The sequence below is a fragment of the Pseudomonas sp. GD04058 genome (genome assembly GCF_029836855.1).
GTDB classification, from domain to species: Bacteria; Pseudomonadota; Gammaproteobacteria; order Pseudomonadales; family Pseudomonadaceae; genus Aquipseudomonas; species Aquipseudomonas bharatica.
On record NZ_JAOECN010000012.1, the window covers coordinates 76,026 to 97,056 of the forward strand.

Here is a 21,031-nt window from a genome sequence, read left to right on the forward strand (position 1 = left end):
CAGGGCCTCGCTCACCCGGAGAAACACCATGTCCACGCTTGATCGCACCACCCTGCGCCGCCACGCCACCGGGCTGATCGCCCTGGATGCCGAACGCTCGGCCGGCGGCTACACCCTCTTTGCCCCGCAGACCGCAGGCGGCCAGGTGTTCCTGATCAACCTGCGCGGCGAGCAGGTTCATCGCTGGCAACTGCCGCAACGCCCCGGCCGCGATGCGGTGATCCTCGGCAACGGCAACCTCGGCTACAACGGCAACCATCCGGACTCCCCGGAGCTGTTTCCGGGCTGGTCGGTGTGGCATGGCGGTGCCTTCAGCGAAGTGACCGCCGACGGCGAGGTGGTCTGGGAATACACCGACCTGGGCCATCATCACGACGCCCAATGGCTGGACAACGGCAACCTGCTCTACAGCACCGCCGAGCCGCTGCCCGCGGCCATCGCGGCGCGGGTGCAAGGCGGCATCCCGGGCAGCGAGGCACCGGGCGGGGTGATCTACGGCGACGTGATCAAGGAGGTCGACCGCGCCGGCACGCTGGTCTGGGAATGGCGCAGTTGGGAGCACCTGGCACCGGAGGACTATCCCCTGCACGCCTGCTTCGAGCGTTACCACTGGCCGATGACCAATTCAGTGACGCCGGGCCGCGATGGCAAGGTCATCCTCAGCCTGCGCAGCGTGTCGTCGGTGATTGCCGTGGACAAAGCCAGCGATCGCGTGCTGTGGCGCCTCGGGCATGACCTTGTGGCACAGCAGCATTGCCCGAGCGAACTGGAGGACGGCCGGATCCTGGTGTTCGACAACGGCATCTCGCGGCCCCATGTGTCCATGCCGCACTCGCGGGTGATCGAGGTCGATCCCCATGCCCAGCGCATCGAATGGCAGTACGCCGATACCCCCGGCTACGCCTTCTTCACGCCGTTCATGGGCGGCGCGCAGCGTCTGCACAACGGCAACACCCTGATCACCGAAGCCAATTTCGGCCGCCTGTTCGAGGTGACCCGCGCCGGCGAGGTGGTCTGGGAATACATCAACCCGCATTTCGCCGCCTACCCGGACGCCGCTTCGCGGGCCTATCTGCCGGGAGAAAACAACGCGATCTTCCGCGCCCACCGCTACCAGGCCAAGGACATTCCCTGGCTGCGCGACTGACCTCCAGCTTGCCTAACCTATCGCGCTTACGCAGACCACGCGCAGCGAGAGCTTTCTTCATCACAGGAGTTTCCGATGACCAAGCCGTTGCCCCGCCCCGCCCGCGCGTGCGTCTGGCCCCACCTGGTTCCCGGCGTGCTGGCCCTGGCCTGCACGCCCGGCTTTGCCGCCACACCGGGCGAAGGCCCCCAGGCCGATGATTCGACGTTGCAGACGGTAACCGTCAATGCCCGACGCCGCACCGAGGACGCCCAGAGCGTGCCCACGGCAATGACCGTGCTTTCCGCCCAGGCCCTGGAGAACCAGCGCCTGTACCGGGTGCAGGACCTGCAACAGGCGCTGCCAAGCGTCAACGTCGCCTTCATGCATGCGCGCCAGTCCAGCCTCTCGATCCGCGGCCTGGGCAACAACCCGGCAAGCGATGGCCTGGAAGGCAGCGCCGGCATCTATCTTGACAACGTTTACCTGGGTCGCCCCGGCATGGCCGTGTTCGACCTGCTCGACATCGAGCAACTGGAACTGCTGCGCGGCCCCCAGGGCACGCTGTTCGGCAAGAACACCACCGCCGGGGTGCTCAACATCAGCACCCGGCGTCCCTCCTTCAACCCCGAGGGCAGCCTTTCCAGCTCGCTCGGCGAGGATGGCTACGTGCAGACCCAGGCCGCATTCGGCGGGCCGTTGAACAGCCAACTGGCCGGACGTTTCTCCGCCTACCGCACCCGCGAAAACGGCTATGTGCACAACGACCACGACGACCACACCCTGGGTGGCGGCACCCGCCAGGGATTTCGCGGGCAACTGCTGTTCGAGCCCACGGAGCGCTTCAACCTGCGCTGGATTGCCGACTACAACGAGGAAGATTCCAGCGCCGGCACCCGTTCGCTGTTCAGCAGCGGCCCGACCATCAACGGGATCAACCGTTACGAACAACGTGTCGCCGCCGTCGGCGCCACCCTGGCCCGCGGGCGTCATGTCAACCTGGACGGCGACCAGAGTGTCAAGGTGTTCCAGGGCGGGACTTCGCTGGAGGCCAACTGGAACCTGCCGGGCGACTACACCCTGACGTCGATCAGCGCCTGGCGCTGGTGGGATTTCACCCCGCGCAACGACGACGAGCTGAATGTGCCGGTGATGTATAACGTCGGCCAGTCGGCTCGCGACCAGCAGTATTCCCAGGAGCTGCGCCTGGCCTCGCCGGCCGGTGAGTTCTTCGACTACGTGCTGGGCGGTTACGGGTTCCGCCAGGAAATGCGCAACTCGGTATTCACCGACTACGGACCGCTGGCAGACACCTGGAACGGCACGCCGCAGGGCGCGTTGAACGATGTCTACAGCCTGGGCAAGGGGCATATCGATACCGACAGCTTCGCCCTGTTCGCCCAGGGTACCTGGCACCTCACCCAACGCCTCGACTTCAGCGCCGGCCTGCGCGGCACCTACGAAGCCAAGCAGGCCCGTGTCGCACGCTATGCGCCGGTGGGCGGGGCGACGGTCAGCGGAGCTGCAGCGAACGTGCGCCAGGCACGCCTGGGTGCCTACGACTCCGGCGACCTCAACCTCTACAGCTTCAGCCCCTCGGCCCTGCTCAGCCTGGCCTGGCGCTTCAACGACGAGCTGATGGGCTACGCCTCGCTGTCCCACGGCGAGAAGTCCGGCGGGGTCAACCTTGGCGTGGCCAGCGCCCCGGTAGCCGGCGCCGACTCCTTGCTGATCGGCAGCGAGCGGGCCAACGATGCCGAACTGGGGCTCAAGAGCACCCTCCTGGACCAGCGCCTCCTGCTCAATGCCAACCTGTTCTGGACCGAGGTCCACGGCTACCAGACCAACGCCTACGACGACGCTACCCTCACCAGCTACCTGACCAATGCCGGCAACGTACGCAGCCGCGGTGTCGAGTTCGAGTCCACCCTGCTGCCGCTGCGCGGCCTGACCCTGAACCTCAACGGTTCGTGGAACGATGTGCGCTACCGCGACTACGACAACGCCCCCTGCCCGGCCGAGGTCGCCCTGCAACCCGGCGCCCCGGCCTCCTGCGACCTGGGCGGGCACGCCGTGGTCGGCGCCTCGAAATGGATCGCCAACGCCAGCGGCAGCTATGAATGGCAGGCCGGCGCACTGCGCCCGTACATCAACGCCAGCTACGCCTTACGCTCCCATGCCGTCGGCACGGTGGACGACTCGCGCTACGCGCAACTGCCCGGCTACGCGCTGGTCAACCTCTCCGCCGGCGTACGCGGCGACCTCGGCGACGGGCTATGGGACCTGTCGCTATGGCTGCGCAACGCCTTCGACAAGACCTACTACACGACATTGTGGAACTCGCCGAATGGCGGTTACACCGGGGTGCTCGGGTCGCCGAGGACGTTGGGGGTGAGTGGGCGGTACGAGTTCTAGACGTTAGCGGCCAACCACTTCGATCCGCGTCAACCCCAGCCGCTCGGCCTGCTCCAGGATCTCCTGCGGCGTGGCATCCGCCGACGGCATGACCAGGCTGTTCTCGCTGTCGCCGAAATGCAGCACCAGCAGGTGCATCGCAGCTTCGTGCAGCGGCAGTTCGGCCTGCTCCAGCTCGAAGCTGCGGGTTTGCGGGGTGTCGTTGAACAGGTAATCGAGGGTGAAATGGGTCATGGCGTGCTCCTGGGCAATGGCTTTAGAATGAAACTAACTGACCAGGAAGTCAGCTTTTTGGTTCAAATCCGGTTCCAGACCTGAGCGAGACCGAGCAGATGAACCCCAGGCGCATGCCGGGAGATCTTCAGCGCCCTTGAGATCGAGCGCCGCCCGCGCGGCGCATCGCTGGCAAGCCAGCTCCCACATTTGTTGCAACGTGCCTATGCCTGCAAGGCCATGGTTGACCGCCTTGTTCGGACGACGCGATACCGCGTCGAGCCCAACAGCCTCCCCGCAGTAGACCGCCGAACATCCAAAGGCTGGCAACGGAGATCTCACAGGCCATGGCACGTTGCAACAAATGTGGGAGCTGGCTTGCCAGCGATGCGCCGCGCGGGCGGCGCTCGATCTCAAGGACGCCGGAAAAGCCATGACGAGCACCTGCCAGCCCTGATGCGATCTACTGACGGAGCCCTCTTACCTCGCGCGTACCGGAGCCGATGCGCTGTAATGACAGGCCTTGAATACGTGCCTTGGGCACGTGGCGCATCGTCTGTGCTTACTCCCCGCCCCGCACCCAAGGCCGTCGCGATGCAAGACATGCTGCAAGAGATCCTCGACCAGGTTCGCCCCCTGCTCAGCCAGGGCCAGGTCGCGCAATACATTCCCGCCCTCGCCCAGGTCGAGCCGAACCAGCTCGGCGTTGCCGTCTACAGCCTCGACGGCCATCTGCACTGCGCCGGCGATGCCTTTACGCCGTTCTCGATCCAGAGCATTTCCAAGGTGTTCAGCCTGGTCCAGGCGATCAGCCACAGCGGCGAAGACATCTGGACCCGGCTGGGCTACGAGCCGTCCGGGCAGGCATTCAATTCGCTGGTGCAGCTGGAAGTGGAAAAGGGCCGGCCGCGCAACCCGTTCATCAACGCCGGGGCCCTGGTGATCTGCGATATCAACCAGTCGCGCTTTGCCACGCCGGCACTGTCGATGCGCGATTTCGTCCGGCGCCTGGCGGGCAATCGGCGCATCGTCAGCGATGCGGTGGTGGCCGAATCGGAGTACCAGCACCGTGCGCGCAATGCGGCGATGGCCTGGCTGATGACGGCCTTCGGCAATTTCCACAACGACGTGGATGCGGTACTGCGCAGCTACTTCCACCACTGCGCGTTGTCGATGAGCTGCGCCGACGTGGCGCGCGGCTTCGCCTTCCTGGCCAACAGCGGCTACTGCCCGCACAGTGGCGAACAGATCCTCAGCCCGCGCCAGGCCCAGCAGGTCAATGCGATCATGGCCACCAGCGGGCTGTACGACGAGGCCGGCAACTTCGCCTATCGGGTCGGGTTGCCGGGCAAGAGCGGCGTCGGCGGCGGGATCGTCGCGGTGGTACCGGGGCGCTACAGCATCTGCGTGTGGTCGCCGGCGCTGAATGCCTCGGGGAATTCACTGGCGGGGTTGCGGGCGCTGGAGCTGTTGAGCGAGCGGATCACCGGGTCGGTGTTTTCGGCGGTGTCGTAGCAAAAGGAACGTCACTGTCCCTGTGGGAGCTGGCGTTGCCAGCGATTGCGTCAGATCAGACATCATCGTTGCCAGTGCCGGCCTCATCGCCGGCAACGCCGGCTCCCACAGGGCTTTGTGCAACCCCTTTCAGGTCAGCGCATTGCCGCCAGCTTGATACCGAAGCCCACCAGGCAAGCGCCGGCCAGACGCTCGAACAGGTTGGAAATCCGCGGATTGGCACGCATGCGCTCGGCCAGCTGCTGGGTCAGCACCACGGCGATCAGGCCGTACAGGAAGGTCACCACCGCTACCGTGGCCGCCAGGAAGCCAAAGGTGACCAACCCCTGGTGCTTCACCGGATCGACGAACAGCGGGAAGAACGCCATATAGAACATGATCGCCTTGGGGTTGAGCAAGGTGATCATCATGGTCTGGCGCAGGTAACGGCCGTTGTCCATGCGGCTCTTGCGCGGTTCGCCGCCAGGTTTGCTCAACAGCATGCGCATCCCCAGGTAGGCCAGGTACGCCGCACCGGCCCACTGCACAACATGGAAGGCCGCCGGATAGGCCGCCAGCAAGGTCGCCACCCCGGCCACCGCCAGCCACAGCAGCACCTGGTCGCCGAGTATCACGCCGCAGGTCGCCGCCAGCCCGGCCTTGATCCCGCCTTTGCCGGTGGCGGTGATCAGGGCGAAATTACCGGGCCCGGGAATCGCCAGGACGATGATGAAGGCGATCACGAAGGCGCCGTAGTCGGTTACGCCAAGCATCCGCAGTGCTCCTGTCAAAAGGCCATAGCCTACCCCAGGCGTTGTCAAGTTCCCTAGTGCCCCGGCCAACGTCGTAAACAAATACCTGTGGCCATTTGACTTGTACAAGTTTTGTCGTAGGATCAGTAATACCTGTACAAAAAATACTTCTTGTACAAGATTGCTCGGGAGCCTTGGCATGTCGAAGTACCTGGAAACCTTCGCGGATCGTTTTGCCATGCTGGATTCGACGAATCTGCAGTCATTGGAAAACTTGTACAGCGATGACATCACCTTCCGCGATCCCCTGCACAGGATCCAGGGCCTGCCGGCACTGCACGACTATTTCGCCCGGATGTACGCCAACGCCAGCGACATCCGCTATGACTTCCACGACGCCAGCGAAACCCGCCCCGGGCAGGGTTACCTGCGCTGGACCCTGCATTTTCGCCATCCGCGCCTGGCCGCTGGCCAGTTGATCAGCCTCGACGGCGTCAGCCATCTGCACTGGTGTGAGCGCGTGCACAGTCATCAGGATTATTTCGACGCCGGCGCCCTGCTCTACGAGCATGTGCCGCTGCTCGGGCGCGTGATCGGCTGGCTCAAGGGGCGCCTGGCATGATCCGTTGCTGGCTGACCGGCGCCAGCAGCGGCATCGGCGCCGCCCTGGCCCTGCACCTGCTGGAGCACGGCCATAGCCTGGTGGTCAGCGGGCGCCAGCGCGAGCCGCTGGAGGCGCTGCGCAGCCGTTTCCCCGGCCGGGTGGTGGTCGCCCCGGGCGATATCGGCAACCGCGACGACGTTGCGGCGATCGGGCAGGTCCTGGAAGCGACCTGGGGCGCCATCGACCTGGCAATCCTCAACGCCGGCACCTGCGAATACCTGGAGCCCGGCCACTTCGACGCCGCCCTGCTGGAGCGGGTGCTGCGCACCAACCTGATCGGCCTCGGGTACTGCCTGGAAGTGGCCTTGCCCTTGTTGCAGCGTGGCAACAACCCGCACCTGGTGGTGACCGGCAGTTCGGTGGACTGGCTAGCGCTGCCGCGCGCCGGTGCCTATGGCGCATCCAAGGCCGCCGTGCGTTACCTGATGGAATCCCTGCGTATCGACCTGGCCAGCGCCGGCATCGACGTCACCCTGGTCAGCCCCGGTTTCGTCGACACCCCGCTGACCCGGCGCAACGACTTCCCCATGCCACAACTGTGGAGCGCGCAACGTGCCGCCCGGCATATCGCCGAGCGCCTGGCCAAGCGGCCCCTGCAGATCACCTTTCCGACCCTTTTCATCCTGGTATTGCGCCTGCTCGGCGCACTGCCGGGGCGCTGGCGCCTGAAGCTGGGCCAGCGCATGGCCCGCCGCGAACAGGACTGAAACACCATGCGCATCGCGATCATCGGCAGCGGCATTGCCGGCCTTACCTGTGCCCACCTGCTCGCGCGCCAGCACGAGATCACGGTATTCGAGGCCGCCAGCTGGATCGGCGGCCACACCCATACCGTCGATGTGCAGTGCCAGGGGCGCAGTTATGCGGTGGACACCGGCTTCATCGTGTTCAACGACTGGACCTACCCCAACTTCATCCGCCTGCTCGGCCACCTCGGCGTCGCCTCCCGCCCCACCGAGATGAGCTTCTCGGTACACGACCCACACAGCGGCCTGGAATACAACGGTCACGACCTCGACAGCCTGTTCGCCCAGCGCAGCAACCTGCTCTCGCTCGGGTTCTGGGGCATGCTGCGGGACATCCTGCGTTTCAACCGCCAGGCCCTCGCCGACCTTGACCGGCAGCGCATCGAGCCGACCACCACCCTGGGCGACTACCTGCACCGGCACGGTTATGGCCAGCGCTTCATCGATCACTACATCGTGCCGATGGGCTCGGCGATCTGGTCGATGTCGCGGGCCGACATGCTCGGCTTTCCCTTGCAGTTCTTCGTGCGCTTCTGCCGCAACCACGGGCTGCTGTCGATCACCCGGCGTCCGCAATGGCGGGTGATCGAGGGTGGCTCGCGCAGCTATGTGGAGCCGCTGTGCCGCGCTTTCATAGACCGTATCCGCCTGGATTGCCCGGTGCAGAAAGTGTCTCGCGACGCCAGCGGGGTGACCGTCTTCAGCGCAGGCGCAAGCGAACGCTTCGACCGCGTGGTCTTCGCCTGCCACAGTGACCAGGCCCTGGCTCTACTCGAAGCGCCCAGCGCGGCGGAACGGCAGATCCTCGGCGCTATCCGCTACGCCAGCAACGAGGTGGTGCTGCACACCGATACCCGCCTGCTGCCCGTGCGGCGCAAGGCCTGGGCCAGTTGGAACTACCGCCTGGGCGGACCGGAACAGGCGCCGGCCGCGCTGACCTACGACATGAATATCCTGCAGGGCCTGGACGCCCCCGAGACCTTCTGCGTCAGCCTCAACCAGAGCGCACTGATCGATCCGGACAAGGTGCTCGCACGCTTCGACTATGCCCATCCGCAGTACAGCCTCGCCGCCCTCGCGGCCCAGGCCCGGCACAGCGAAATCCAGGGTCCGCAGCACAGCTACTACTGCGGCGCCTACTGGGCCAACGGCTTCCACGAAGACGGCGTGGTCAGCGCGCTGCAGGTCGCTGAACTGTTTGGAGAACGCCTGTGAACAGCAGCCTGTGCCACGGCTGGGTCAGCCATCGGCGCCTGGCACCCAGGGTCCATGGCTTTCGCTATCCGATCGGCATGCTGCTGGTCGATCTGGACGAACAGCGCGAACTGCTGGCGCTGTCACCCTGGCTCGGCAGCGCATGGCTGGCGCCCCTGTGCTGGCGCGAACGCGACTACCTGCCGGCACTGACTCGCAGCGGCCTGGCGCTGGCCGATGCAGCCCGCCAATTGGTCGGCGAGGCGACCGGGCAGGTACCTGCCGGCCCGGTGCAACTGCTCACCCAGCCCCGGTGCTGGGGGCTGTCGTTCAATCCGGTGAGCTTTTATTTCTGCCATGAGGCGGACGGCCAACTGGCGGCGATCCTCCTGGAAGTGCGCAACACGCCCTGGCGCGAGCGCTTCCACTATGTGCTGCCGGTGCAGGCCGGCCAGGCCGGACGCTTCGCCCTGCGCAAGGCCTTCCATGTGTCGCCGTTCATGCCGCTGGACATGGACTACCGGCTGGACTTCCGTCTCGCCGGGCAACACCTGCGCATCCATATGGAGAACTGGCGCGACGGGCAGCGGGTGTTCGAGGCCGACCTGGCCCTGGTCCGCCAGCCCCTCGACCGTGCCGCCGTGCACCGGCACATCCGCCGCTTTCCGTGGATGAGCCTGCGCACCGTCGGCGCCATCTACTGGCAGGCCCTGCGCCTGCTGTGCAAACGCACGCCGATCCACGACCACCAACCCCTCCAGGGCAACCTGGGCCTGGGCAAAGCCCTCAACGAGGAATCAGATCATGTCCAACCCCACCCTTAGCATCGGCAAGTCGGCAGGCCTGGCGCCCGTACTCGGCAGCCTGGCCCGGCACGCCGTGACCGCGCAATTGCGCAAGCTGCGCCACGGTCACCTGCGCCTGCTGTGCAAGGGCCGGCAATGGACATTCGGTGATGCCACCTCGGCGTTGCAGGCCGAGGTCGAGGTGCTCGACGAAGCGACCTGGAGCCTGGTGGCCGGCAACGGTTCGATCGGTGCCGGCGAGGCCTATATCCACGGCTACTGGCGCAGCCCCGACCTGGCTGCGGTAACCCGGCTGTTCGTGGCCAATCTCGAGGTGCTGGACGCACTGGAGGGCGGACTGGCGCGACTCGGACGCCCGGCATTGCGCCTGTTGCACCATCTGAACCGCAATGACCGGCGTGGTTCGCGACGCAATATCCTCGCCCACTACGACCTCGGCAACGCGCTCTTCGAGCGCCTGCTCGACCCGAGCATGATGTATTCCGCAGCGCACTTCGACAGCGCCGAGCAGAGCCTGGAACAGGCCCAGTTGAACAAGCTCCAGCGGATCTGCGAAAAGCTCGAACTCAAGCCCGACGACCACCTGCTGGAAATCGGCACCGGCTGGGGCAGCCTGGCGATCCATGCCGCCAGCCAGTTCGGTTGCCGGGTGACCACCACCACCCTGTCCGACGCGCAATACGCCCACACCTTGCAACGGGTGCGGGCCCTGGGCCTGGAGCAGCGCATCCAGGTGCTGCGCGAGGATTACCGTGACCTGCGCGGGCGCTTCGACAAGCTGGTGTCCATCGAGATGATCGAAGCGGTCGGGCACCGCTACCTGCCGACCTATTTCCGCCAGTGCGGCGCCCTGCTCAAGGACGATGGCCTGATGCTGCTGCAGGCCATTACCATCCGCGACCAGCGCTATGACCAGGCACGGCGCTCGGTGGACTTTATCCAGCGCTATATCTTCCCCGGCGGTGCCCTGCCCTCGCTAAGCGTGCTGCTGGACACCGCCAGCCGCCAGACCGACCTGAACCTGGTGCACATGGAAGACTTCGGCCAGGGCTACGCCCGCACCCTGCAACACTGGCGCGACAACCTGCATCGCTCCCGCGCGGCGCTGATGGAACTGGGCTATGACGAGACGTTCCAGCGTCTGTGGGAGTTCTACCTGTGCTATTGCCAGGGCGGCTTCGAGGAGCGGGCAATCGGCGTAGCGCAATTGCTTTGGGCCGCACCCAAGGCACGCCGGGCGCCGCTGGAGGCCTGAAGGTGTCGCGGCGGGCATGGCTGGTCGGCAATGCCCTGTGGCTGCAGGCCGGATGGTGGGGCTGCGTGCTCGGCGCCCGCCACCCCTGGATGCTGGTGGCGGTGCTGGCCGGGCTGCTCCTGCACCTGCGGCTGTGCCCGGACCGGCGCAACGAATGTCGCGCCGTGCTTGGTGTCGGCCTCGCCGGCTGCCTGCTCGACGCGACACTGGGCATGTTGGGCGTTTTCGACTTCGAGCAGAAACCGCTGCCGCTGTGGCTCGCCCTGCTCTGGCTGGTACTGGCGAGCGGTTTGCGCCACAGCCTGGCCTGGGCGCGATCGCCGCTGTGGCTGGGGGTGGTCGCGGGCATGTTCGGCGGGCCCCTGGCCTATCTTGCCGGCGCGGAGCTGGCGGGGGTCGGGTTGCCGCTGGGCAACATTGCCACTGCACTGCTGCTGGCGCCAATCTGGGGGCTCTGGTTCACCCTGTGCCTGCGCGTCGCGGCACGGGCGTAAAGCTTTTCTATAGCGCGTCGCCGGCGTCCAGCCGCGCCAGCAACGCCTCGCCCCTGTGCCACAGCGCTTCGCGCCGGGCTTCCTTCATTCGCTCAAGATTGCGATAGAGCATGACCATGCGCGGGTTCTTGCCGAGTTTCTGGCGGTGGCGCATCAGGAAATGCCAGTAGAGGGCATTGAACGGACAACCATCCTCTTCCACCGCATGATCGACACGGTACTCGCAGTGCCCGCAGTGATCGGACATGCGCCGGATATAGGCACCGCTGGCGCAGTACGGCTTGGAACCGAGGTATCCGCCATCGGCGTGCATCACCATGCCCAGGGTGTTGGGCAGTTCGACCCAGTCGTAGGCATCCATGTACACCGCCAGGTACCACTGGCAGATCTGTTCCGGCTCGATCCCGGCGAGCAGGGCGAAATTGCCGGTGACCATCAGCCGCTGGATATGGTGGGCATAGCCCAGTTCCAGGGTCTGGCCGATGGCCTGGGCCATGCAGCGCATGCGAGTCTGGCCGTTCCAGTAGAACGCCGGCAGGGCGCGGCGGTTGCCGAAGGCGTTGAGCCCGGCGTACTCGGGCATGCGCAGCCAGTAGATGCCACGTACGTATTCGCGCCAGCCAATCAACTGGCGAATGAAGCCTTCGGCGGCATTCAGCGGCACGGCACCGCGCCGCCAGGCCGCTTCCACGTCCTCGCACAGTTGCCGCACTTCCAGCAGGCCGATGTTCAGCGCGGCGCTGATCCGTGCATGGAACAGGTACGGCTCGCCCTCGGCCATGGCGTCCTGGTAATCGCCAAAGGCACCCAGGCCGAAGTCGAGAAAGTGCTGCCACAACGCCTGGGCCTCGGCGTGGGTCACCGGGTAGTCGAAGCCTTCGACATTGCCGTAGTGATCAGCAAAGCGCTCGCGCACCAGCTCCACCACCTCGCGGGTGATCGCGTCCGGCTTGAAGGCCAGGGCGAACGGGCCGTGGATCTTGCCCGGCAGTGGCTTGCGGTTGTCCTTGTCGTAGTTCCACGAACCACCCGCCGGGCTGCCATCGGGCTCCAGCAACAGGCGATTGCGCTTGCGCATGCCGTGGTAGAAGTGCTCCATGCGCAGTTGCTTGCGGCCTTGTGCCCAGCGTGCAAAGGCCTCTCGGGAACAAAGAAAGCGGCGGTCGCGATGCCAGGCCAGCGGCAGGCCGGACTCGCGCATCGCCTGCTCCAGCCGCCACTCGCCGCATTCGGTGACATGCACCTGCTCGGCACCGAGTTTCCTGCACCAGCGGCGCAACTCGCCGACGATGCTGCCGCTGTTGCCGCGCGCGTCCAGCTTGACGTACTCCACGCGCCAACCCTGCTCGCGCAGGGCTTCGGCAAAATGACGCATGGCACTGAAGACCAGGATGATCTTGCGCGGGTGATGCGGGACATAGCGCGCCTCGTCGCGGACCTCGGCCATCAGCAGCACATCGCGGGCAGGGTCGAGGGCGCGCAGCAGATCGAGATCGAAGGACAACTGGTCGCCGAGCAGCAAACCCAGCCGCGGGGCCTGCAGCCCGCTCATGGCGCGCCCTGCGGCAGGCGGCGGAAGAACAGGGAAATCTGCCCGACCTCGACCCCCAGCTTGCTCATGCGGGTGCGATTGACCAAGGTGTCTTCGTCCATCAGGTACATCCAGTCGTCCATGTCCATCACCCAGTTGCGTCCATCGACCGGCAGGTCAAGGCGGTAGCGCCAATGCAGCGCGTTGCCGGCAATTTCGCCGACGGCCTCGCCGACCACGTCGCCGGCGGTGCCACGCCAGCGTCCGGGCCCGTCCGGCACCAGGGTCCAGGTGCGTTGCTGGCGGGTGCCATCGCTGTAGACGAAACGCTCGTCGAGAATCAGTTTTTCACCCTCGCGGCGACTGTCGACGCGCACATGAAAGCGCTTGACCACCTCGCCCGAGCGCTTCTGGAAAATGCCCCAGGCTTCCACCGGCCGGGAAAAATAAGCCGCCAGGTCGAGCCTGGGCTGCTCCTTGGCATAGTGGTCGACCTCGACATTGCCGCACGCCGCGAGCAGCAGGCAGCCCAGTACAGCCAGCAGGATACGCATCGTCACTCTCCTCGATCGTTTGCGGACAGGCCGGACAGGCGCTGGCGCAGTTGGGGATCACGGGCACGCGGGTCCAGCCAGATGGCGAAGAATCCACGGACGAACGCGGCATCATCGAACTGCCGGCGCAATTGGCCATCGACGTAGAAACTGCCGCCCTTTCCGGGCTGGTACAGGCCTGCGATGCGTGTGCCGGGTCGTACATCGACGAACGCTTCGCGCATCAACGCGGCCCAACGGGCCAGGGTGGCCTCGGACAGGTCCGGCCCACCGAGGCGGCGCATCTCGTCGAGACTGGCCTCCACCAGGGTGTCGCGCGACAGGCTGCGGTGGTAGGTCAGTTCCAGAACGAACGGCTGCGACCACGCCAATGGCGTGACCGGGCTGAACGTGCGAGCGCTGTACAGGCGCAGGCCGAACCAGGTGAAGTCGCCGCTACCGACCAGCCGGCCATCCTGCAAGGCCGGGCGCCAGTCCGCCAGGGCCGGCTGTGCCAGCAACAGCGCCAGGCACAGCGCAGTACGGGACAACCTGCGAATAGCGTCACCTGCTGTCATCGACCGACCCTCAAACGCACAAATGTTGTACAAGTATATTTCTTTGTACAATTTTTTCGCGAAAAGTTTGTACAACTTTTTCAGCCAGCGCTTCTCCAAGCTTCAACAGACCTCGCAAACCAGCGGAGCCCGACATGACCCTGCGCAAACCCCTGCTGTTCTCCTGCCTGATGCTGGCGCTGGCCGGCTGTTCCAGTACCGATCGTGGCAGCCCGCCCCCGGCCACCGTGCAAGTGGACCTGCAGCGTTACCAGGGCGTCTGGTACGAGCAGGCGCGCCTGCCGATGTTCTTCCAGCGCAACTGCGTGCAGTCGGAGGCGCACTACACCCTGCGCGACGACGGCAAGATCGACGTGACCAATCGCTGCAAGGAAAAGAACGGCGAGTGGAATGAAGCCCGAGGTGTTGCCGAAGCCCAGGTACCGGGCAAGACCGACAAGCTCTGGGTGCGTTTCGATAACTGGTTCAGCCGCATCGCGCCGGACATGACCAAGGGCGAGTATTGGGTGCTTTATCACGACACCGACTACAAGGTCGCCCTGGTCGGCCACCCGAACCGGGACTACCTGTGGCTACTGTCGCGCTCGCCGCAGATCGACAGCGCGACCCGTGACAAGCTGCTGGGCATCGCCCGCGAACAGGGCTACGACGTCAGTGAGCTGATCTGGCGCCAGCAATGAGCGAAGCGGCATCGTCACAGATGCCGCTTCACGTTCATCAGGATTTGTAATGCCCGGCAATGCCCGCCAGAATCGCCGGCCAATCCGTCCTGCGTACTGCTGACAAGGCCTCCTGCTTGAACGAACAGACACTTTCCCTGCGCCTGGAGCGCGTGGCTGCCCATATACCAGGCGGTTCGCGCCTGGCCGACATCGGTTCGGACCATGCGTACCTGCCGGTCGCCTTGATGCGCCGTGGCCAGTTGACTGCGGCGGTGGCCGGCGACGTGGCGCTGACGCCCTTCCATGCCGCCCGGCGTAACGTGCGCGAGAACGGTCTGGAAGGGTCGATCAGCGTGCGCCTGGCCAGTGGCCTGCAAGCGATCGAGGCGGATGACGCTATCGATGTGATCACCCTGTGCGGCATGGGCGGCGAGACCATCCGCGACATTCTCGAGGCGGACCAGGCCCGGCTCGGTGGCCACGAGCGACTGGTGCTGCAGCCCAACGGCGGCGGACAACCGCTGCGTTCATGGCTGATGGAGCACGGCTACCGGATCGTGGCGGAAGAAGTACTGCGGGAAAATCGTTTCGACTACGAAATCATCGTCGCCCTGCCCGACGGGCCAGCGAGCTACAGCGCCGAGGAGCTGTATTTCGGCCCGTTGCTGATGCGCGAGCGCAGCGAGGCGTTTCTCGCCAAATGGCGGCGCCTGTTGCGCCTGAAGGAGAAGACCCTGGCGGGATTGGGCCAGGCTCGTCAGGCAGTAGCCGAAGAGAAAAGCCGGGCATTGGTACAGCAGATCCGCTGGATACGAGGACTGCTCGCCCTGGATCGAACGTAGCCGCGAGGCGGCTCAGCCCTCGCAGAACCTGATCCGGTTGCCGAACGGATCATGTACTTCGAGCACCCTGCCCCAGCCCTGTTCGGTGATATCCGGACGCGCATAGCCGTAGCATTTGGCCAACAGTTCGTCGCGCAGTTGCTCGATGTTCTCCACCGGCACGAACAGCGTCGCCCCCGGGCTGGCATCGCCATGGTGTTCGGACAGGTGCAGCTGCAGACCATCGCGGCGAATCCCCAGGTACAACGGCAGATCGGCTTCATAACGGTGTTCGAATTCCACGTTGAAGCCCAGGAAGTCCAGGTAGAACTCCCGGGCCTTGGCTTCGTCGAACATGCGCAGGATGGGAATGGCGCGTTCCAGGCGAATGGCGGGGCCGGCAGCGGTTGCAGTCATGAACATGTCCTTGTCGTCGATGATGGTAGGGCATCATACGGAACCGCCCTGAAGCGGACCACCCCGTCACCGGACTTCAACATCCGATACCCGGCCATGATCGCAATGGAACGATCAGCGAAGTTGCGAGCCAGAGCATTATGAATCTGGCATGAAATTCTCATGCTAACGTTCAGCGATATCCAGGAACACAATTACGCATTCATCTTCCCCACCCAATAAAAGCGAAAGGGGGTTCCATGAGTTGTCTGATCTGCGCAGGTCTTGCCGAATCCATCGAGTGCTCGCCGGGGTGGGAACAACGCAGTTGCCCGCAATGCGGGTGTTACCGGATGTCCCAGTCATTGGTGCTACTGATGATGAACGAGGGCCAGATCTTCGATTCGACGAAGATGCGCGAATGGCTGGAAGTGCGTCGCGGCGTCGTGCCGGTACCGTCCATCGACCTGAACCAGGCCATTATCGTTCGATAAGGCTTTTGGTACGGAACCTATGAAAAAAGCCCGTCCGAAGACGGGCAAAGGACCTGATGTGGAGGGTCTGAGCGAACCCTGCGTAATGTTCGATAGGGGTTATCAGGCAAGTTTCTTTTTTAATCGAAGTCCGCTCGACGAATGGTCTTTCGCCGGTTTTACATGCCTGTTGATTGACCAACCTTGCCAATCAAAAGAATTGAACAAGCGCGACCGTACTTCAGTCATTCGATATATCCCGGTTCAAAAGGATGTATTGCATGTCCGGCCCTCCCCTTATCGGCATCATTGCAAGCTCGTGGAAGATCGGTCCGCACGCGGTGCAGATCCTCGACGACAAGTACGGCCAGGCCGTGGCCACCGCAGCCGGCGGGCTGCCGCTGGTCCTGCCGGTGTTCCCCGAGCTTGTGCAATTGCCGGATATCATCGAGAGCCTGGACGGCGTGCTCTTCACCGGCTCGCCATCCAACATCGAGCCGCACCACTACGACGGGCCACCGAGCCCACCACGAACCCCACACGATCGCGCCCGGGACGGTCTGGCGCTTCCGCTATGGCGGGCCGCCGTCGAGGCCGGCCTGCCAGCCTTGGGCATCTGTCGCGGGTTCCAGGAGCTGAACGTCGCCTTTGGCGGCACCTTGCACCAGCAATTGGCCGGTTCGGGCGCCGAACATGAGCCACCGAACAATGAACCCCTCGAAGCGCAGTACTCGCGCACTCACGCCCTGACCATACGCCCGGGCGGTGTGCTCGAACGGCTGGGGCTGGCCGGAAGGCTCGAGGTCAACTCCGTCCATGGACAGGGCATCGCCGAAGTCGGCCCAGGGCTGCGCATCGAGGCCGTGGCCGAGGACGGCCTGGTAGAAGGGCTTTCGGTGACGGGTAGCCGCAGCTTCGCACTCGGGGTGCAATGGCATCCGGAGTGGCAAGTGACGGCCAATGCGGATTACCTGGCGATCTTCAAGGCGTTCGGCAGCGCCTGCCGTGAGCGGGCGCAGCGTAGGCCTGGTCGGTAACGGGCCCCGCGCTCACAGGGCTGCCGGATTTGCCACGTTCTTTGGTGCGCCATCGAAAAACGCCACGACATTCTCGAACGCATCGCCGAAATACAGCTCGTAGCCCTGTTTCTCCACGTATCCCAGGTGCGGGGTCGCCAGTACCCGGGGATGAGTGAGCAAGGGATGGCGCGGATCGAGGAGCGGTTCCTGCTCGTAGACGTCCACTGCGGCGAATCCCGGCCGCCCGGCGTCCAGGGCCTGCAACAGCGCTCCCGGCGCGATAAGTTCGGCGCGGCTGACGTTCACCAGCAAGGCGTCGGGCTTCATCCGGCCAAGGTCTTCGAGGGTGACGCCATGGCGAGTGCTGTCGGACAGCCGCAGGTTGAGGCTGAGGATATCCGCCTCAGCGAAGAACGCCTCCCGCGATGGCGCAGCCCGGTGTCCATCGGCTTCGGCAGCCTCGCGACTGGCCGCACTGCCCCACACCAGCACCGGCATATCGAACGCCCGGGCGTAGCGCGCCAGGCGCTGGCCGATCTTGCCGTAGCCCCAGATACCCAGGGTCTGCCCGGCCACGGCCTGGCCGAGGTTGACCTGCCAGCGCCCCTGCCTGAAGGCGTCGATCGCCGGCACCAGTTGCCGCCGCGCAGCGAGGATCAACGACCAGGCCAGTTCCGCCGGCGCCACAGGCGAGCCGCGACCTTCGGTGACGACCACGCCATGCGCCGTGCACGCCGTCAGATCGAGATGCGCGGACACCTTGCCCGTCTGGCTGATCAACCTGAGCCTGGGCAGGCGCGCGAGCAAGGCGGCGTCGATCCGGGTGCGTTCGCGGGTAAGCACCAGCGCATCGGCATCGATGAAGCGGGCGACCAGCTCGTCGAGAGAGGCGGGCTGGACGTCGTGATGGAGGGTCACCTCATGCCCGGCAAGCAGGGCGAAGCAATCGAGGCTGCGGATCGCGTTCTGGTAGTCGTCGGGAATGACAATACGCATCGGGGCAGGTCCAGGCGGGGGATCGGAACGGCTGACGATAGCCGAACAGCCAGGTGAATGCACCGATGCCGCGCCGTCCTGCCCATGGTTTCCTGTTCAGGCCAGCGCCACCACTTCGCCCTCCCCGGTCCCCAGGTCGTACACCACCAGCGCTTCGCCGGTCGCATCGGCCGCCGCCACCAGCGTCCCGTCGGCATTCCACACCGCCGACTGCCCGGCGGCGACATAGTCGTCGGCCTGTCCCACGCAGTTGGCCATCAGGACGGTCATGCCGTGTTCACGGGCAACCATGGGATAGTGCCCGTAGCCTGTTTCCACACCGCGCTGCGACTTGGCGACACTGGCGAAATACACCTGCGCCCCGGCCTGCGCTGCCTGTTGCGCATGCTCCGCCTGCAGCGATTCGTAGCAGATGGCCGGTGCCAGCAGCACCTCGCCGCGGCTGAACAGGCTCTGCCCGCTGCCCGGCAGGAAGAACGGGTATTCGTCCGGGTGCAGGCGCTGCTTGCAGTACAGGCTGCGCGGCAGTTCCGGCTGGAACACCAGCATGCCGATGCGGTTGCCGCCGGCCTTGCGGATCGGCGCGCCGACGGCGATCAGCAGGCCGAAGCGATCGCTCAGCCACTGGAACACCTCCAGCCGCTCGTCTTCCACCGGCATCGCCAGTACGTCGGCCAGCCGCGGTTGATAGCCGGTCAACGACAGCTCCGGGAAGACGATGCCATCGGCTCCCAGGCTGGCAGCGATCTCGATCACATCGACATGCTTGTCGAGGTTGTGCTCCACCGCTCCGGCAACCGAGGCGATCTGTGCGGCAATCAGTTTCATTGCTCCTCCTTTTGAACCTGTGATCACTCCTGCGCCTCGGCCACGCCCTGGTCCTCGCCGAGAAAGCCGCCGCTCTGGTGCTGCCAGAGCCGTGCGTAGGTGCCATTCCTCGCCAGCAGTTCGGCGTGGGTGCCCTGTTCGATGATCTGGCCGTTGTCCATGACGATCAACCGGTCCATGGCGGCGATGGTGGACAACCGGTGGGCGATGGCGATGACGGTCTTGCCCTGCATCATCTCGTCGAGGCTTTCCTGGATCGCCACCTCCACTTCCGAGTCGAGGGCGCTGGTGGCTTCGTCGAGCAGCAGGATCGGCGCGTTCTTCAGCATCACCCGGGCGATAGCGATGCGCTGGCGCTGGCCACCGGAGAGCTTGATGCCACGCTCGCCGACCAGGGTGTCGTAGCCGCTATGCCCCTGGCGGTCGCTCAACTGCATGATGAACGCGTCGGCCTGGGCATTTTTCGCGGCGGCGCGGACCTGCGCCTCGCTCGCCTCGGGGCGGCCATAGGCGATGTTGTCGCGGATCGAACGATGCAGCAGCGAGGTGTCCTGGGTGACCATGCCGATGGCGCTGCGCAGGCTGTCCTGGGTGACCTTGGCGATGTCCTGGCCGTCGATGCGGATGGTGCCGCTGTCGACGTCGTAGAAGCGCAGCAGCAGGTTGATCAGGGTCGACTTGCCGGCGCCGGAGCGCCCCACCAGGCCGATCTTCTCGCCCGCGCGGATATCCAGGCTCAGGCCATCGAGCACCTGGCGCTCGCCGTTGTAATTGAAGCTGACGTTATCGAAGCTCACCGCGCCGCCGGACGTTACCAGTTGCCCGGCATCCGGCGCGTCCACCACCTTGGGGCCCTGGGTCAGGGTCTGCATGCCGTCCTGCACGGTGCCGATGTTCTCGAACAGCGAAGTCATCTGCCACATGATCCAGTGCGACATGCCATTGATGCGCAGGGCCATGGCCGTGATCGCCGCCACCGCGCCGGTGCCGACATCGCCCTGGTGCCAGAGCCACAGCGAGTAACCGCCGGCAGCAATGATCAGGCCCACCACCAGCGCCTGGTTGACGATCTCGAACTGGCTGACCAGGCGCATCTGGCGGAAGCCGGTTTCCTTGAAGTCTTCCATCGCCGCACGGGCGAAATGCGCCTCGCGTTTGGAGTGGGAGAACAGCTTCACGGTCGTGATGTTGGTGTAGGCATCCGATACCCGCCCGGTCATGGACGAGCGGGCATGAGCCTGCTCCTGGCCGACCTTGCCCAGGCGCGGCACGAAATACAGCATGGCCAGGCCGAACAGGACGATCCAGGCCATGAACGGCAGCATCAGCTTGAGGGCGAAACCACCGGCCAGGGCGATGATCGCGATGAAGTACACACCGATGCCGGGAAGAATCTCGATCAGGGTGAACAGCACCTCGCGCACCGCCAGGGCGGTCTGCATGACCTTGGTGGTAACCCGTCCGGAAAACTCGTCGGAGAAGAACGACAGGCTCTGGCGCAGCATCAGGCGGTGGAAGTCCCAGCGCAGGCGCAGCGGCAGGTTGATCGCCAGTACCTGGTGCTGGACCATGGTGCGCAGCGCCACCAGGCCGATGCTGGTCACCAGCACCAGGCCGATGCCCCACAACACCCGGCGCTCCTGCTCGCTCACGGCGCCGCCGGCCTGCCACGCGGCCAGCAGGTCGACCACCTGGCCAAGGAAGGAAAACAGCCAGGCTTCGTAGATCGACACGGCAGCGCTCAGCAGCGCGAACACCAGCACGTAGCCACGGGCGCCGCGGGTGCAGGCCCAGAGGAAACGCAGCAGGCCGACCGGGGGCGGCGGCAGTTCGTCGGGCGGGAATGGGTCGAGCCGTCGTTCGAAAACACGAAGCATGGAAAATCTCTGCACAGGTGATGGTCGGGAGAGTCTGCCATCTGATGGAGGCTTTGCGGGGGTTTTTGGTTCAAGCGCCGTTGGCGAAGTTGTCTGGAGACAGGGCATCGGGAGCTGGGGCATGCAGGTTTCAGTGCCCCCCGCCCCTCAGGGCGGAA

The 21,031-nt window shown here is 65.2% G+C and carries 22 protein-coding genes; 13 read left to right on the forward strand and 9 right to left on the reverse strand.

What is annotated here, in order from left to right; translation table 11 throughout:
- Nucleotides 1–28: 28 nt before the first annotated feature.
- Nucleotides 29–1,147, forward strand: coding sequence for an aryl-sulfate sulfotransferase (locus N7650_RS12950; protein WP_009406383.1), 1,119 nt, complete (start codon nucleotides 29–31; stop codon nucleotides 1,145–1,147).
- A 75-nt stretch (nucleotides 1,148–1,222) separates the two neighbouring features.
- Nucleotides 1,223–3,541: a TonB-dependent receptor gene (locus tag N7650_RS12955; RefSeq protein WP_279898531.1), complete on the forward strand. Its 2,319-nt coding sequence runs from the start codon at nucleotides 1,223–1,225 to the stop codon at nucleotides 3,539–3,541.
- Between the two features lie 3 nt (nucleotides 3,542–3,544).
- Here N7650_RS12955 and N7650_RS12960 read toward each other — a convergent pair whose 3' ends face one another.
- Complete coding sequence (locus N7650_RS12960; RefSeq protein WP_009406214.1) at nucleotides 3,545–3,775, reverse strand: hypothetical protein; 231 nt, start codon at nucleotides 3,773–3,775, stop codon at nucleotides 3,545–3,547.
- Nucleotides 3,776–4,348: 573 nt separating this feature from the next.
- On the opposite strand from N7650_RS12960, the gene glsB reads away from it, so the two are divergent.
- A complete protein-coding gene (gene glsB, locus N7650_RS12965) occupies nucleotides 4,349–5,269 on the forward strand; it encodes a glutaminase B (protein ID WP_064304037.1) in 921 nt (306 codons plus the stop codon).
- A gap of 134 nt (nucleotides 5,270–5,403) precedes the next feature.
- Here glsB and N7650_RS12970 read toward each other — a convergent pair whose 3' ends face one another.
- On the reverse strand, nucleotides 5,404–6,021 hold the full coding sequence (locus tag N7650_RS12970; protein WP_279898532.1) for a LysE family transporter: 618 nt from the start codon (nucleotides 6,019–6,021) through the stop codon (nucleotides 5,404–5,406).
- Nucleotides 6,022–6,199: 178 nt separating this feature from the next.
- Between N7650_RS12970 and N7650_RS12975 the strand changes: the two genes are divergently transcribed.
- From N7650_RS12975 to N7650_RS13000, 6 genes are read left to right on the forward strand one after another with little or no spacing between them, the layout of a single operon-like run.
- Nucleotides 6,200–6,622 (forward strand): nuclear transport factor 2 family protein, encoded by a 423-nt coding sequence (locus N7650_RS12975; RefSeq protein ID WP_009406503.1) that lies wholly within the window; start codon nucleotides 6,200–6,202, stop codon nucleotides 6,620–6,622.
- Nucleotides 6,619–7,371 carry an SDR family NAD(P)-dependent oxidoreductase gene (locus N7650_RS12980; RefSeq protein WP_009406501.1) on the forward strand — a complete coding sequence of 251 codons (753 nt, stop codon included), beginning with the start codon at nucleotides 6,619–6,621 and terminating at the stop codon, nucleotides 7,369–7,371. The genes N7650_RS12975 and N7650_RS12980 overlap by 4 nt, the downstream gene beginning before the upstream one ends.
- A gap of 6 nt (nucleotides 7,372–7,377) precedes the next feature.
- Nucleotides 7,378–8,625: an FAD-dependent oxidoreductase gene (locus N7650_RS12985; RefSeq protein ID WP_279898534.1), complete on the forward strand. Its 1,248-nt coding sequence runs from the start codon at nucleotides 7,378–7,380 to the stop codon at nucleotides 8,623–8,625.
- A complete protein-coding gene (locus N7650_RS12990; RefSeq protein ID WP_279898536.1) occupies nucleotides 8,622–9,428 on the forward strand; it encodes a DUF1365 domain-containing protein in 807 nt (268 codons plus the stop codon). The genes N7650_RS12985 and N7650_RS12990 overlap by 4 nt, the downstream gene beginning before the upstream one ends.
- Nucleotides 9,409–10,665 carry a cyclopropane-fatty-acyl-phospholipid synthase family protein gene (locus N7650_RS12995; RefSeq protein WP_064304032.1) on the forward strand — a complete coding sequence of 419 codons (1,257 nt, stop codon included), beginning with the start codon at nucleotides 9,409–9,411 and terminating at the stop codon, nucleotides 10,663–10,665. The genes N7650_RS12990 and N7650_RS12995 overlap by 20 nt, the downstream gene beginning before the upstream one ends.
- A 2-nt stretch (nucleotides 10,666–10,667) precedes the next feature.
- Complete coding sequence (locus tag N7650_RS13000; protein WP_279898537.1) at nucleotides 10,668–11,159, forward strand: DUF2878 domain-containing protein; 492 nt, start codon at nucleotides 10,668–10,670, stop codon at nucleotides 11,157–11,159.
- Nucleotides 11,160–11,166: 7 nt separating this feature from the next.
- On the opposite strand, the gene N7650_RS13005 is transcribed toward N7650_RS13000, so the two are convergent.
- Genes N7650_RS13005 through N7650_RS13015 form a run of 3 tightly spaced genes read right to left on the reverse strand, consistent with a single transcriptional unit; the run spans nucleotide 11,167 to nucleotide 13,801 of the window.
- Nucleotides 11,167–12,711, reverse strand: coding sequence for a cryptochrome/photolyase family protein (locus N7650_RS13005; RefSeq protein ID WP_279898539.1), 1,545 nt, complete (start codon nucleotides 12,709–12,711; stop codon nucleotides 11,167–11,169).
- Nucleotides 12,708–13,244, reverse strand: coding sequence for a DUF3833 domain-containing protein (locus N7650_RS13010; RefSeq protein WP_009406489.1), 537 nt, complete (start codon nucleotides 13,242–13,244; stop codon nucleotides 12,708–12,710). Before N7650_RS13010 ends, N7650_RS13005 begins: the two co-directional genes overlap by 4 nt.
- A 2-nt stretch (nucleotides 13,245–13,246) precedes the next feature.
- On the reverse strand, nucleotides 13,247–13,801 hold the full coding sequence (locus N7650_RS13015; RefSeq protein WP_279898540.1) for a chalcone isomerase family protein: 555 nt from the start codon (nucleotides 13,799–13,801) through the stop codon (nucleotides 13,247–13,249).
- A gap of 134 nt (nucleotides 13,802–13,935) precedes the next feature.
- Between N7650_RS13015 and N7650_RS13020 the strand changes: the two genes are divergently transcribed.
- A complete protein-coding gene (locus N7650_RS13020) occupies nucleotides 13,936–14,481 on the forward strand; it encodes a lipocalin family protein (protein WP_279898541.1) in 546 nt (181 codons plus the stop codon).
- A 116-nt stretch (nucleotides 14,482–14,597) separates the two neighbouring features.
- Nucleotides 14,598–15,305 carry a tRNA (adenine(22)-N(1))-methyltransferase TrmK gene (locus N7650_RS13025; RefSeq protein ID WP_279898542.1) on the forward strand — a complete coding sequence of 236 codons (708 nt, stop codon included), beginning with the start codon at nucleotides 14,598–14,600 and terminating at the stop codon, nucleotides 15,303–15,305.
- A 12-nt stretch (nucleotides 15,306–15,317) separates the two neighbouring features.
- On the opposite strand, the gene N7650_RS13030 is transcribed toward N7650_RS13025, so the two are convergent.
- Nucleotides 15,318–15,701 (reverse strand): glyoxalase superfamily protein, encoded by a 384-nt coding sequence (locus N7650_RS13030; protein ID WP_009406481.1) that lies wholly within the window; start codon nucleotides 15,699–15,701, stop codon nucleotides 15,318–15,320.
- A gap of 332 nt (nucleotides 15,702–16,033) precedes the next feature.
- Between N7650_RS13030 and N7650_RS13035 the strand changes: the two genes are divergently transcribed.
- Nucleotides 16,034–16,174, forward strand: coding sequence for a hypothetical protein (locus N7650_RS13035; RefSeq protein WP_009406479.1), 141 nt, complete (start codon nucleotides 16,034–16,036; stop codon nucleotides 16,172–16,174).
- A 260-nt stretch (nucleotides 16,175–16,434) separates the two neighbouring features.
- Entirely contained in the window at nucleotides 16,435–17,190 is a 756-nt protein-coding gene (locus N7650_RS13040) for a gamma-glutamyl-gamma-aminobutyrate hydrolase family protein (protein ID WP_279898543.1), read from the forward strand.
- 12 nt (nucleotides 17,191–17,202) lie between these two features.
- Here the strand turns inward: N7650_RS13040 and N7650_RS13045 are convergent, their stop codons facing one another.
- From N7650_RS13045 to N7650_RS13055, 3 genes are all read right to left on the reverse strand, one after another.
- Nucleotides 17,203–18,168: a D-2-hydroxyacid dehydrogenase family protein gene (locus N7650_RS13045; RefSeq protein ID WP_279898545.1), complete on the reverse strand. Its 966-nt coding sequence runs from the start codon at nucleotides 18,166–18,168 to the stop codon at nucleotides 17,203–17,205.
- A 96-nt stretch (nucleotides 18,169–18,264) separates the two neighbouring features.
- Nucleotides 18,265–18,996, reverse strand: a complete 732-nt coding sequence (locus tag N7650_RS13050; protein WP_279898546.1) for a carbon-nitrogen hydrolase family protein — start codon at nucleotides 18,994–18,996, stop codon at nucleotides 18,265–18,267.
- Nucleotides 18,997–19,019: 23 nt separating this feature from the next.
- Nucleotides 19,020–20,873, reverse strand: a complete 1,854-nt coding sequence (locus tag N7650_RS13055; RefSeq protein WP_009406471.1) for an ABC transporter ATP-binding protein — start codon at nucleotides 20,871–20,873, stop codon at nucleotides 19,020–19,022.
- Nucleotides 20,874–21,031: the final 158 nt, after the last annotated feature.

Excerpts from the sequence above, each read along its gene's own strand:
- N7650_RS12950 (WP_009406383.1), top strand. The coding sequence starts at position 29 with ATGTCCACGCTTGATCGCACCACCCTGCGCCGCCACGCCACCGGGCTG.
- N7650_RS12955 (WP_279898531.1), top strand. The coding sequence starts at position 1,223 with ATGACCAAGCCGTTGCCCCGCCCCGCCCGCGCGTGCGTCTGGCCCCAC.
- N7650_RS12960 (WP_009406214.1), bottom strand. The coding sequence starts at position 3,775 with ATGACCCATTTCACCCTCGATTACCTGTTCAACGACACCCCGCAAACC.
- glsB (WP_064304037.1), top strand. The coding sequence starts at position 4,349 with ATGCAAGACATGCTGCAAGAGATCCTCGACCAGGTTCGCCCCCTGCTC.
- N7650_RS12970 (WP_279898532.1), bottom strand. The coding sequence starts at position 6,021 with ATGCTTGGCGTAACCGACTACGGCGCCTTCGTGATCGCCTTCATCATC.
- N7650_RS12975 (WP_009406503.1), top strand. The coding sequence starts at position 6,200 with ATGTCGAAGTACCTGGAAACCTTCGCGGATCGTTTTGCCATGCTGGAT.
- N7650_RS12980 (WP_009406501.1), top strand. The coding sequence starts at position 6,619 with ATGATCCGTTGCTGGCTGACCGGCGCCAGCAGCGGCATCGGCGCCGCC.
- N7650_RS12985 (WP_279898534.1), top strand. The coding sequence starts at position 7,378 with ATGCGCATCGCGATCATCGGCAGCGGCATTGCCGGCCTTACCTGTGCC.
- N7650_RS12995 (WP_064304032.1), top strand. The coding sequence starts at position 9,409 with ATGTCCAACCCCACCCTTAGCATCGGCAAGTCGGCAGGCCTGGCGCCC.
- N7650_RS13005 (WP_279898539.1), bottom strand. The coding sequence starts at position 12,711 with ATGAGCGGGCTGCAGGCCCCGCGGCTGGGTTTGCTGCTCGGCGACCAG.
- N7650_RS13010 (WP_009406489.1), bottom strand. The coding sequence starts at position 13,244 with ATGCGTATCCTGCTGGCTGTACTGGGCTGCCTGCTGCTCGCGGCGTGC.
- N7650_RS13015 (WP_279898540.1), bottom strand. The coding sequence starts at position 13,801 with ATGACAGCAGGTGACGCTATTCGCAGGTTGTCCCGTACTGCGCTGTGC.
- N7650_RS13020 (WP_279898541.1), top strand. The coding sequence starts at position 13,936 with ATGACCCTGCGCAAACCCCTGCTGTTCTCCTGCCTGATGCTGGCGCTG.
- N7650_RS13030 (WP_009406481.1), bottom strand. The coding sequence starts at position 15,701 with ATGACTGCAACCGCTGCCGGCCCCGCCATTCGCCTGGAACGCGCCATT.
- N7650_RS13035 (WP_009406479.1), top strand. The coding sequence starts at position 16,034 with ATGTCCCAGTCATTGGTGCTACTGATGATGAACGAGGGCCAGATCTTC.
- N7650_RS13040 (WP_279898543.1), top strand. The coding sequence starts at position 16,435 with ATGTCCGGCCCTCCCCTTATCGGCATCATTGCAAGCTCGTGGAAGATC.
- N7650_RS13045 (WP_279898545.1), bottom strand. The coding sequence starts at position 18,168 with ATGCGTATTGTCATTCCCGACGACTACCAGAACGCGATCCGCAGCCTC.
- N7650_RS13050 (WP_279898546.1), bottom strand. The coding sequence starts at position 18,996 with ATGAAACTGATTGCCGCACAGATCGCCTCGGTTGCCGGAGCGGTGGAG.
- N7650_RS13055 (WP_009406471.1), bottom strand. The coding sequence starts at position 20,873 with ATGCTTCGTGTTTTCGAACGACGGCTCGACCCATTCCCGCCCGACGAA.